8 protein-coding genes and 4 pseudogenes are annotated in these 11,751 nt (G+C 73.2%); all 12 read left to right on the forward strand.

All coding sequences use genetic code 11. From position 1 onward, the window contains the following. Positions 1-30 precede the first annotated feature (30 nt). A complete protein-coding gene (locus ACI2L3_RS13495) occupies positions 31-1,341 on the forward strand; it encodes a KamA family radical SAM protein (RefSeq protein ID WP_404752482.1) in 1,311 nt (436 codons plus the stop codon). Next, on the forward strand, positions 1,338-2,840 hold the full coding sequence (locus tag ACI2L3_RS13500; protein ID WP_404752483.1) for a GNAT family N-acetyltransferase: 1,503 nt from the start codon (positions 1,338-1,340) through the stop codon (positions 2,838-2,840). Before ACI2L3_RS13495 ends, ACI2L3_RS13500 begins: the two co-directional genes overlap by 4 nt. Next, complete coding sequence (locus tag ACI2L3_RS13505; RefSeq protein WP_404752484.1) at positions 2,837-3,940, forward strand: Ldh family oxidoreductase; 1,104 nt, start codon at positions 2,837-2,839, stop codon at positions 3,938-3,940. Before ACI2L3_RS13500 ends, ACI2L3_RS13505 begins: the two co-directional genes overlap by 4 nt. Continuing rightward, positions 3,937-5,235 (forward strand): acetyl-CoA carboxylase biotin carboxylase subunit family protein, encoded by a 1,299-nt coding sequence (locus ACI2L3_RS13510; protein ID WP_404752485.1) that lies wholly within the window; start codon positions 3,937-3,939, stop codon positions 5,233-5,235. Before ACI2L3_RS13505 ends, ACI2L3_RS13510 begins: the two co-directional genes overlap by 4 nt. Beyond that, the gene (locus ACI2L3_RS13515) at positions 5,232-6,497 is read left to right on the forward strand and encodes a GNAT family N-acetyltransferase (RefSeq protein ID WP_404752486.1); all 1,266 of its coding nucleotides are present in this window, start codon (positions 5,232-5,234) and stop codon (positions 6,495-6,497) included. Before ACI2L3_RS13510 ends, ACI2L3_RS13515 begins: the two co-directional genes overlap by 4 nt. Next, positions 6,494-7,414 (forward strand): branched-chain amino acid transaminase, encoded by a 921-nt coding sequence (locus tag ACI2L3_RS13520; RefSeq protein ID WP_404752487.1) that lies wholly within the window; start codon positions 6,494-6,496, stop codon positions 7,412-7,414. The genes ACI2L3_RS13515 and ACI2L3_RS13520 overlap by 4 nt, the downstream gene beginning before the upstream one ends. A 53-nt stretch (positions 7,415-7,467) precedes the next feature. Continuing rightward, a complete protein-coding gene (locus ACI2L3_RS13525; protein ID WP_404752488.1) occupies positions 7,468-8,724 on the forward strand; it encodes an ATP-grasp domain-containing protein in 1,257 nt (418 codons plus the stop codon). Beyond that, positions 8,721-9,833, forward strand: coding sequence for an alpha-hydroxy acid oxidase (locus ACI2L3_RS13530; RefSeq protein ID WP_404752489.1), 1,113 nt, complete (start codon positions 8,721-8,723; stop codon positions 9,831-9,833). Before ACI2L3_RS13525 ends, ACI2L3_RS13530 begins: the two co-directional genes overlap by 4 nt. A gap of 75 nt (positions 9,834-9,908) precedes the next feature. Beyond that, positions 9,909-10,028, forward strand: a pseudogene (locus ACI2L3_RS13535) (IS5/IS1182 family transposase); the annotation flags it as partial. Between the two features lie 254 nt (positions 10,029-10,282). After that, positions 10,283-11,010 (forward strand): annotated as a pseudogene (locus ACI2L3_RS13540) (methyltransferase). Between the two features lie 72 nt (positions 11,011-11,082). Continuing rightward, positions 11,083-11,418: pseudogene (locus ACI2L3_RS13545) on the forward strand (alpha-N-arabinofuranosidase); the annotation flags it as partial. 111 nt (positions 11,419-11,529) lie between these two features. Further along, a pseudogene (locus ACI2L3_RS13550) lies at positions 11,530-11,751 on the forward strand (GNAT family N-acetyltransferase); the annotation flags it as partial.

Here is an 11,751-nt window from a genome sequence, read left to right on the forward strand (position 1 = left end):
CCCGCCACCGAGGACCCATGAGGATTTGGTGTGAAGACCTACTCCCACGAACGCCTGGCGGCGCTCGCTCGCGACCGCGGGATGTCCGAGGAGTACCTGCGCGACCTGCGGGTCGTCTCCTCCGTCCTGCCCTTCAAGGTGAACGAGTACGTCGCCGACCAGCTCATCGACTGGTCGGCGGCGCCCGACGACCCGATCTTCCGGCTCACCTTCCCGCACCGCGACATGCTCCCGCCGGACGTCTTCGACAACATCGCGGCCCTCCATGACAGTCAGGCGCCGCGCGAGGTCGTGCGCAAGGCCGCCGCCGACGCCCAGGAACTGCTCAACCCCCACCCCGGCGACCAGCTCGAGGCCAATGTGCCGACACTGGACGGACGCAGGCTCGACGGGCTCCAGCACAAGTACGACGAGACCCTGCTGGTCTTCCCCTCGCAGGGCCAGACCTGCCACGCGTACTGCGGTTACTGCTTCCGCTGGGCCCAGTTCGTAGGGGTGGCCGAACTCCGGCAGGCGCTGCGCTCACCCGAGGACCTCACCGGCTACCTGGCGAACCACCGCGAGGTCACCGACGTCCTCTTCACCGGCGGCGACCCCATGATCATGAAGACCGCGGTGCTGAAGCGCTGGATCGAGCCGCTGCTCGACCCGGCCATGGAAAGCGTGCGCACCCTGCGCTTCGGGACCAAGGCGCTCTCCTACTGGCCGGCCCGCTTCACCGGCGACGCCGACGCGGACGATCTGCTGCGGCTGCTCGAACGCTGTGTCGCGGCCGGTCGGCACGTCGCGGTGATGGCGCACTTCTCCCACCCGAGGGAGCTGGAGACCCCCGTGGTGCGGGAGGCCATCGCCCGGCTGCGGTCGACCGGTGCGGTGATCCGCGCCCAGGCACCGCTGATCGCTCACGTCAACGACCGCGCGGACGCCTGGTCGCGGATGTGGCAGCGGCTCGTGGAGCTCGGCGTGGTGCCGTACTACATGTTCGTCGAGCGGGACACCGGCGCCCGCAGCTACTTCGGTGTGCCGCTCGCCGAGGCGCTGGACATCTACAACAACGCCATCCGCGGCGTCTCCGGCCTTGCCCGTTCCGCCCGGGGCCCGGTGATGTCGGCCTCGCCGGGGAAGGTCCTGCTGGACTCGGTGACCACCGTCGCGGGGGAGCGGGTCTTCTCGCTGCGGCTGCTCCAGGCCCGTGATGCCCGGCTCGTGGGGCGGCAGTTCTTCGCGCGGTACGACCCGGAGGCGGAGTGGTTCGACGACCTCCGCCCCGCGCTGGGCTCCTGGTTCCCCGGGCAGCCGGACCCCGAAGCGCCCCAGCCGCCACAGGCGGGTGGCCGGTGAGGGTCACCGCGCACGAGGCCAGCCTGACCCAGCGTCACCTCTGGCGCTCCGCGCGGGAGGCCATCCCGATGACGTGCACGGTCATCGTCGAGGCGGAGCAGGACGGCGTGTCCGGCTACGGCGAAGCGTCCTGTTTCATGACGGACCACTACAACTCCGGCCTGGAACGGATGCACGCCGACCTACGGCGAACGGCGCCCCTGCTGGCCACGCTCGACGTCCGCGGGCCGGACGGCGACGCCGACACCGTCTGGCGGCGGCTGGCCGCCGAGCTGCCCGACTCCCCGTTCGTGCTCGCGGCCCTCGACTCGGCCCTCCACGACCTGCGGGCCCGCCTGCTCGGCGTCCCGCTGTGGAAGTCCCTGGGCCTGGACCGGCCGCAGCACCTGCGCTCCAGTTACAGCATCGGCCTCGACACCCCCGAGGCGATGGCCGGGAAGCTGCGCGAGCGGCCGGGCTGGTGCGCGTACAAGGTCAAGCTCGCGGACCCCGGCGACCTCGGCATCCTGCGCGAACTGCGCCGCCGGACCGACGCACCCTTCCTCATCGACGGCAACTGCGGCTGGAATCCGGACCGGCTCGTCCCCGCCCTGCCCCACCTGCACGACCTGGGGGTGCGGCTGATCGAACAGCCCTACCCCCGCGCGGCCTGGGACGACGCCCGCAGCCTCAAGGAGATCAGCCCGATCCCCGTCATCGCCGACGAGAGCATCACCACCCCGGCCGACCTGGACGCCTGCGCGCACGCGTTCCACGGCATCAACGTCAAGCCGATGAAGGCGGGCGGCCTCACCCCGGCCCTGGCCATGCTGCGGGCCGCACGGGAACGCGGCCTGATCACCATGCTCGGCTGCATGCCCGAGTCCGCCGCGGGCGTCTCCGCCACTGCCCATCTCGGCGGTCTGGTCGACCACCTCGACGTCGACGTGGTCGACCTGCTCGCGGTGGACACCGGACACGGGCTCAGCCTCGACGCCACCGGCCACGTCGCGCTGCCCGACCGCTCCGGCTCCGGATACCTCCCGGACGCCACCGCCCACGGCTGGTACGTGCACCACGTCCCGGCCGAGCGTGCGCACCTCGTACGCCGTCAGGTGCCGGAGTCCGCACCGGCCACACCGGGCGCAGGCCACCCGCAGGACGCACACCCCGCCACCCGGCACCTCGCGGCGCTGCTCCAGGGCCGCGCGGTGGGCGCCGCCTCCCTGTACGCCGAGGACCCACCGGCCGGCCACGACCTGCCGGACCCGCGCCCCGGCCGCGCCCGGCGCCTGTACGGCATGGCCACCCTCGACGAGGTCCGCGGCACGGGTGCGGGCAGTGCGCTCCTGCGCACCGCCCTGACCGTCGCGGCCCTGGACGGCGCCGAAACGGTCTGGGGCCACGTCCCCGACGCGGCCCTCGGCTTCTACCGCAAGCACCGTTTCGACGTCCTCGGCCGGCCCCTCGACCTGCCCGGGCTCGGTCCCCACCACTTCGTGCACAGGAGCACCCGTTGACCACCGAAGCCCCGGCCGGGACACCCCCAGCCGAGCCCGCGCCGCCCGCCACGGGCCGCACCATCCACCCACGACAGGCACGAGAACTCGCCCGCGAGGCACTCATCGCGGCGGACCTGTCCCCGGAGCAGGCCGACCAGGTGGCCGACGCACTGGTCACCACCTCGCTGCGCGGCATCGACACGCACGGCCTGCGCCTGCTCCCGCAGTACCTCACCGAGCTGTCCACCGAAGTGGCCCGCGCGGCGGCGGCGCCGACCGTTGTGCGGGACAGGGGCGCCGGACTGCTCCTGGACGCCGACGGCTCGCTGGGTGTCCTTGCCGGACTGAGGGCCGCACGGCTCGCGGCGGAGCGGGCCGCCCGGTACGGGGTGGCCGCCGTCGGCGTGCGCAACTCCAACCACTTCGGGGCCGCTTCGGTCTACACGCGCACCCTGGCCCGAACGGACCTGGTGGGCATCGCCGTCACCTCGGCCGCCTCCCGGGTGGCACCGTACGGGGGCGTCGAGCCGCTGTTCGGCACCAACCCCATCAGCGTCGCCGCGGGCGGCGGCGACGAGGAATTCGCCCTGGACATGGCCACCAGCCAGGTCTGCTTCGGCGAGGTGAAGCAGCGCAGAGCCGAAGGCCGCGGCCTGGACGACGGCTGGGCCACCGACAGCGCGGGGCGGCCCACCACGCACCCCGAAGAGGCGTACGCGCTCTCGCCCCTTGGCGGATACAAGGGGCAGGGCCTGGCCATGGCCGTCACCCTGCTCGGCGCCGTACTCACCGGCACCGCACCCGACTGGCGGCTCTCCCAGGTCGGTGAGGGCGGCGCCGGAGCGAGCCGCGGCATCGGACACCTCGTACTCGCCCTCGACCCGGCCGCGTTCACCGGCGCGGACAGCTTCGCCACCGGGCTGACGGATCTGCTGACCACGGTGCGCACCGCGACCGCCGCGACGGACCGGCCCGTGCTGGCTCCCGGTGACCCGCAACGCGCCCACGAGCGGCACCGCGAGACCCACGGCATCCCCCTGGACGCGGGCACCGCCTGCGCCCTGGACGAGCTCGCCGCGCGGCTCGGCCTCCCCGGGACCGAGGAGGCGTCCGCGTGATCCTCGTCCTGATCAGCCCCCGCCAGGCAGGGCTCCCATTCGCCCAGTGGCTGCCGGAGGAGGCGGGCAGGCTCGTCGCGGTCACCGCCGATGGTGCCCCCGTGGGCGAGGGCTTCACGGAGGTCGTCACCGTCCCCGACTACACCGACGACGACGCCGTGCTCACCGCCGCCCGTGAGGCCGCCCGCAGACACCGTCCCCGTGCCGTACTCGCGCTGGCCGAGGCCGACGTCGAGCGCGCCGCCCTGCTGCGCCGCGAGCTGGCCCTGCCCGGCCTCGACAGCACCGCGGCCGCCGCGTACCGCGACAAGGTCCTGATGAAGCAGTACGCGAGCGCCGCGGGCCTGCCCGTCCCCGCCTTCGCGCCCGTCGCCACCGTGGGCGACATCACGGACTTCATGGCCGCCCGGCCCGGCCGAGTCGTGGTCAAGCCGAGGAGCGGCTCCGGATCGACGGGCGTGCACGTGCTCGACGTACCCGGCCAGGCGGACGCACTCGCCGAGCAGGTGGCGGGCGGCTCGTACGAGGTCGAGGAGTTCATCGACGGCACCCTGCACCACGTGGACGTCTTCCGGGCCGAGGGCGAGCCGGTCGCGGCCGTCGCCTCCCGGTACACCGGCGCCGGGTGCCTGACCCACTGGGAGGACGCCCCGCTCGGCTCGCGCAACCTCGACCCCGCCGATCCGCTCCACGAGCGCCTGGTCCGGGAGACGTGGCGACTGATCGACGCGCTGCCCTCGCCGGACACCCTCTGCGCGCACGCGGAGTTCTTCGTCACCGACAGCGGCCGGATCGTGCTGTGCGAAGTGGCCGCCCGGATCGGCGGAGGACCGATCCCCGCCATGCTCCGCCACATCCTCGGAACCGACCCGCGAGAGCTGTGGGCCCGCGTCGAGTGCGGGCTGCCCGTCGCGCTCGACGCCGTACGCGACCACGCGCGCACCGCCCCCCGCGCCGCCTTCTGCGGCATCCCGCCGAAGCACGGCCGGGTCCTGCGGCTGCCCGAACCGCCGCCCGGCACGACGGACTTCGTCCTCAACACCCGGATCGGCGACGACTGGAGCGGGGAGCGCTACCGGCTGCGCAAGTCCGGCGATTTCCTCGCCACCTGGGTGATCACCGACCCCGACCCCGCCGTCCTGGACAGCAGACTCGACGCCACCGCACAACTGGTCGGCGCGGGCTTCGGCTGGGACGACCCCGACTTCGGCAGGGACGACACCGACCCGCCCGCGCCGCTCCCCGCCACGCCGGTCCCGGCCACCTCGGGCCGCACCCGAGGAGGGGCGCGATGACCACGACGGCGGCCACCGCGCACCACGGTTCGTTCACGGCCCGGCTGCTCCCGCCCGGCCACCACCTGGCCACCGGGCAGGGCGGCTCCGGCCTGATCTGGGACGACCCCCGCTGGCTGGCCTTCACCGCGCGGACCGACCTCCACGAGACGTACTGCCTTCACGTGCTCGAAGGGGACCGGCCGGTGGCCCTGGCCACGCTGCTCGTCACCCACAAGAGCGGCGGGCTGCTCTTCTACGACGCCCCGAGGCTGGCAGGCACCGCCTCACCCATGGCCGAGCCCGAACTCCTCGACGAGGCCGAGCGCGCACAGTGGGAGCACCTCACGGCCTCCCTGCCCCAGGACCGCGCCGACCACTACCCCTCCCTGGCCTGCGCCACCTTCGGCAACCATCACGGCGTGGCCCACACCCCCGGCCGCTCCCCGGAGCAGCGCCGGTCGGTCATGGCGGCGCTCCCCGCCCTCCTGCAGCAGATTGCGGACCAACTCGGCTGCCGCAGCACGGCGTTGCTCTACGTGGGTGAGCCCGAGGCGGAGGGGGTCGACGCCGCAGCCACCCGTGCCGGCTACCGCGCGACGCTCCTCGGCGCCGACGCCGTGCACGAGTTGAGCGCCGACGACTGGGAGCAGTACGTGGCCGGGCTCAGCAGCCGCCGCCGCAGAGGACTGCGCAAAGAGGTCACCGCCTACGAGAACAGCGGCTTCCGCACCGTGGCCACCACCGGCCTGGAAGCCCTCGACGACACGGTGACCGCCCTCCAGGTGGCCCACCGGGCGAAGTACGGACTGCCCGGCGGACACGAGCGCGTCCGCCGCGACTTCGACGCCCTGCGCGAGGAGATCGGCGAGTCGTGCGTCGTCCTCGGCGCCGTCCACGAGGACCGCATGCTCGGTTTCGCGCTGTACCTCAGGGCGGGCGACGCCCTCTTCCTGCGCACCGTGGGCTTCGCCCCCGAGGCCTCCGGCTGCTACCTCGCCCTCACCTACCACGAGACCACCCGCTGGGCGCTGGAGAACGGCATCCGCCGCATCCACTACGGACTCGCCACCTACGAGGCCAAATTCCAGCGCGGCTGCGCGCTGCGACCCCGCTGGGGCTGGTTCGCCTTCCACGGGCCGGACGCCGAAGTCTTCCGCGAGGTGCTGGACCTCCAGTCCCGCAGCATCGAACGCCGCCTGGAGCACGTCGGCAGCCCGGCCACCCCGGTCCCGTCCCGTACCCTCCCGCCCTCATCCACCGCTTACGGAGCCGCACGATGAAGCTCACGCCCACCAGCGACATCTGGATGGACGGCAAGTTCGTCCACTGGGACCAGGCACAGGTACACGTCCTCACCCCCAGCCTGCACTACGGCTGGGGCGTCTACGAAGGCATCCGCGCCTACCCGACCAAGCGGGGCCCGGCCGTCTTCCGGCTGCGCGAACACCTCCAGCGGCTGCACGACTCGGCGCGCGTCTACCTGATGGACCCCGGCCACAGCGTCGACGAACTCACCGAGGCGTGCCTCGAACTGCTGCGCCGCACCGGCCTGGAGAGCGGCTACCTGCGCCCCCTCGTCTACCTCGAATACGGCACCATGGGCGTCGCTCCGCGCCTGGACAGCGCCAGGGTCGCCATCGCGGCCTGGCCCTGGGGCTCGTACTTGGGGGAGAAGGCCGAGCAGGAGGGCTGCCGGCTGATGGTCAGCAGCTGGCAGCGCAACGGCGTGCACGCGGTGCCGCCCCTGGCCAAGGCCACCGGCGCGTACGTCAACTCCGCGCTCGCCAAGGTCGCCGCGATCCGTGCGGGCTACGACGACGCCCTCATGCTCACCCCCGGCGGCCACGTGGCCGAGGCGTCCGCCGCCAACGTCTTCGCGGTACGCGACGGAGTGATCACCACCCCGCCGGTCAGCGACAACATCCTGCCCGGCATCACCAGGGACACCGCCATCACCCTCGCCCGTGACCTCGGCCACGAGGTGCGGGAGCAGAGCCTGACCCGCAGCGAACTCTACGTAGCCGACGAGGCGTTCCTCACCGGTACCGCCGCCGAGATCGTCCCCATCGCCTCGGTCGACGACCGCCCCGTGACCGAAGCGGGCAGCGGACCGGTCACGCGGCGACTGCGCCAGGCGTTCCAGGACGCGGTCCACGGCCGGACGGCCGATCCCCACGGCTGGCTCACCCATCTCTGACCACCGCCGTACGCCCACTCCCAGCCAGCTACTCCCAGCGAGGTCGACCGTTCATGTCCGAGCACGTCCTGGTCATCGGCAGCGGCCGAGACCTGCCCACCCGGCTGCGCCGCGCCCGGGCCGGCACCCGCACCACCGTCATCTGCCGACTGGACTACCTCTCCAAACTCCGTGAGACGACGGAACACACCCGGATCATCGGGGTGAGCCCCGACGCGCCGGACGACGAATGGATCGCGTTCGCCGAGGCCGTGCACGCCCGGCACCCATTCACCCGGATCGTGGCCTTCGGCGAGCGGGACCAGGACAAGTGCGCACTCGTCGGCCAGGCGCTGGGCCTGGCCGCGCACTCCCCGCAGACCACCGCTCTGGTCTACGACAAACACGCCATGCGGGCCCGGCTGCGCGAAGCCGGCATCGACACCACGGCCTGCGCCCAGGTCTCCGACGTGGAGGAACTGCGGGCGTTCCTTGCCGCGCACGACACCCCCTGCATCGTGAAACCGGGCAGCGGCTCCTTCAGCACGGGCATCACCCTGGCCCGTGACGCCGAGGAGGCCGCCGACGCCTTCGCACGCGCCGGCGGCGGACCCGGGGACGCCGACGGTACGCCGGTCCTGGTGGAACAGTTCCACGAGGGCCCGCAGTTCAGCGTCGAGGCGTTCTCCGAGGACGGCGACCACCAGATCGTCGCGGTCACCCGCAAGTACTCCGACCCGCTGAACTTCGTCGAACTGGGCCACGTCAGCCCCGCACCCCTCACCCCCGCCCAGGAGAAGCAGATCCACGCCTACGTGGAACGGATCCTCGACGCCCTCGGCATCAGGTCCGGCGCCACCCACACCGAAGTCGTCCTCGGCGAGAGCGGACCGCATGTGATCGAGACGCACGTCCGCATGGGCGGCGACGAGATCCCGGCCCTCGCCCACGACGTGACCGGCGTCGACATCGCCGACTGCCTCATCCGCCACACCCTCGGCGAGAAGGTCCTGCCCGGCATCCGCGCCGCCCTCGCCGCACCGCGCACTCCCCGCAGCTCGGCGATCTGGTTCGCCGCGCTGCCCGCCCCCGGAGTGCTCACCGAGACCACGGGACTGGACGAGGCCCGCGCGATGCCCGGGGTGACCGAAGTGCAGCTGCTGGCCCCGCCGGACGCCACCGTCGACACCCTGCAATCCTCCACCTCCCGCGTCGCCCACGCCCGCGCGATCGCACCGAGCGCCGACGAGGCGCTGGCCGCCGCCCGAGAGGCGATCAACCGCCTCACTTTCCACCTGCGCGTGCACGCCGCAGACCAGGGAGCACTGTGACGACCTCACTGCCGCGCCCCGCCACCTCACCGCACCCCCAGCGCATCACCCTGGCCGACTTCCACGACGCGGCCCGCGACGTACTGCCCGCCCCCGCCTACGACTACCTGCAGGGCGGCGCGGCGGACGAACGGACCGTGCGCTGGAACGCCGAGGCGTACGAGCGGCTGGCTCTGCTGCCCCGGGTCCTCACCGGCACGGCGGGCGTGGACACCCGCCGCACCCTCTACGGCACGGAACTCCCCGCCCCCGTCCTGCTCGCGCCGACCGCTTCGCACGGCCTGTTCCACCCCGACGCGGAAGCGGCGACCGTGCGGGGCGCTGCCGCGGCGGGAACCCTCACCACGGTGAGCACCTTTTCCACGCTGACGCTGGAGGAGGTAGGCGCAGCCGCCACTGCCCCCTGGTGGTTCCAGCTCTACGTTCAAAGGGACCGGGCCCTCACCGAGGACCTGGTGCTCCGGGCCCGTGCGGCCGGCGCCACCGCTTGCGTCGTCACCGTCGACACCCCGGTGACCGGTCTTCGGGAGAGGGACCTGCGCAACGGATTCGCCCTCCCCTCCCACGGCACGCCCGCCAACCTGACCGGCCACACCGCGACCCCGCCCCGGAACGCGGCCGCCCCCGCCCACCACGCCATCCACGACCTGCGGATCGACCCCGCCGTCGGCTGGTCCGACCTCGCATGGCTGCGCTCGGTCTCCGGGCTGCCGGTCCTGGCCAAGGGCATCGTGCGCCCCGACGACGCCCGCCGGGCCGCGGAGACGGGAATCGGCGTCTGGATGTCCAACCACGGGGGCCGCAACCTGGACACCGCGATCGCCCCGCTCGTCACCCTGCCCGCCGTCGCCGAGGCCGTGGCAGGCCGGGTTCCGGTCCTCATCGACGGAGGCATCCGCCGGGGCACCGACGTGGTGAAGGCGCTGGCGCTCGGCGCGGACGCCGTGGCGATCGGGCGCCCCTACGTCTGGGGCCTGGCCGCGGCCGGCGCCGAGGGGGTCACCGCCGCCCTGAACGCCCTGCACCGGGAGACCGAACTGGCCCTGGCCCTCCTCGGCGCCCCCGACCTGGCCGCCCTGACCCCGGACCTCGTACGCCTGTCCTGGTGATCCGGCCGGTCCGTGCCCCCGTGAGGCCGAACACACGCCTGGGCACACGCCCCGGGACAGCGGTATGGCCAGGGGATGGACGACCGTCGTGCGTATCCGAGTGATCTGCCCGACGCCCGCCGGGAGTTGATCGAGCCGGTACTGTCTACCTGGCGCTGCGAGCGCCGCGGCCGGGCGCTGGACTTCGGCAGGCCGCACCCGGCAGCCGCTTGTGCCCGGATATCCCACTGTGGCCGGTGAGTCGGACGGTTGGCCTGACTCCACTCGCGCGGCCGGCCGGTGAGAGCCGGTCGCGCGCCGGCCGGCTGATCGGCGACGAGGAACGCCGCCGAGGTGGCCGGGGCGGCCGGGGCCTCCTCGCCGAGCGGGCCCCGGCTTCCTTCGCGGCGACGCCCGCGGGCACACTGCTCGACACGGGCCGCCCCGACTCCATGGCGGCCCTGGTGGGCATGCTCACCGACCCCGAGATCCTGCGCCCCTGGGAACTCCTGGAGCAGGGCATACGGACCGGTTCCAGTACGTTCGAGACGCTCTTCGGCAGGGACTTCTTCTCCTACATCAAGGAACGCCCGGAGCTGTCCGCGCAGTTCAACGCCGCGATGAGCCACGGCACCGCGGCGACCGCCGCCGCGCGGCCGCACGCCTTCGACTTCGGCCGGTTCACGAAGGTCACCGACGTCGGCGGTGGCGACGGCACACTGCTGACCGCGGTGCTCCGCGCGCATCCGGCCCTGAGCGGAGTCGTCTACGACCCGGGGGAGGGACTTGCCCAGGCCCTCGAGAGACCGCGGGAGCACGACCTCACGAGCGGATGCACCCTGGTGGCCGGGGGCTTCTTCAAGTCGGTGCCCGAGGGGTCCGACGTCTACCTGATCAAGAGCGTGCTGCACGACTGGTCCGACGACCTGGCGGTGACCATCCTGAGCCACTGCCGCGAGGTGCTGCCCCCGAGGGGCGGGTGCTGATCGTGGATCCCGTGCTGCCCGAGGTCGTCGCCCCGCGGACCGTCGGCCTCACCTACCTGAGCGATCTCCACATGCTCGTCGGCGCGGGCGGCCGGGAACGCACGCGCAAGGACTTCGAAGAACTGCGCGGGCCGTGCGGGACTCACGATCTTGTCGGTACGACCGATCGACAGGCCTACGGATTCGGCCTCATCGAGGCGAAGGCGGCGTAGCCCGGCCCGGCCCGTCCCGCCCCGGGCCGACCGGGTCCGGGACGTCTCTCTTGACCACCGGCCGTACCCCACCTGCGGTCTGTCCGCGTCGAGCACCTCGGCCGGTGCGTCCACACGGGCGCCCACGAACCGGGCCGCCCCACAGCGGACGAGACGGGCCTGCGTGGGTAGGTCCTGGGCCTGATCCGCGAACTGGGTGTGACCACCATCCGCTAGCCCGGCGGGTACAACCGCTTCGGCCTCTCCGAGTACATCGCCTTCCTCAAGCGGATCGGCCCGCAGACCGAGCCGATGCTGGCGATCAACCTCGGCACCAGGGGAGTGGTCGAGGCACGGGAGCTTCAGGAGCACGCCACCCCCCCGGCCGGGGCCGGGGCGCCCCTTTCGAACCTGCGCGCCGCACGTGGGCTTCCACGTGGTCTTCGACCGGGCGGCCGGCGAGGACATCGGCAATATCGTGCTGGCCCATCTGAACGCGGCGCGGAGACCCTCGCACTGGGCGAGGCACTCGGCGTCGGCGACGGCACCGTACTGGGCTGGGTAGCCGCGTCGCACATCTCCGACCGGTGCGCGTACGCCGGGGTCGTCGAGCACTCCGACTACGTCCGCCCCGACGCCCGCGGGCGCGGGATCGCGGCCGCGCGGCCGCGAACGCCGCCCCCCGTGCCCACCACGAGCGGGGGGGCGTCCGTGTGCTCGGGCCACCCGAGCGGATCGGCCAGCACCCCCGCCGCGGGCGCG

Source organism: Streptomyces sp. NPDC029674 (genome assembly GCF_044903205.1).
Lineage (GTDB): Bacteria > Actinomycetota > Actinomycetes > Streptomycetales > Streptomycetaceae > Streptomyces.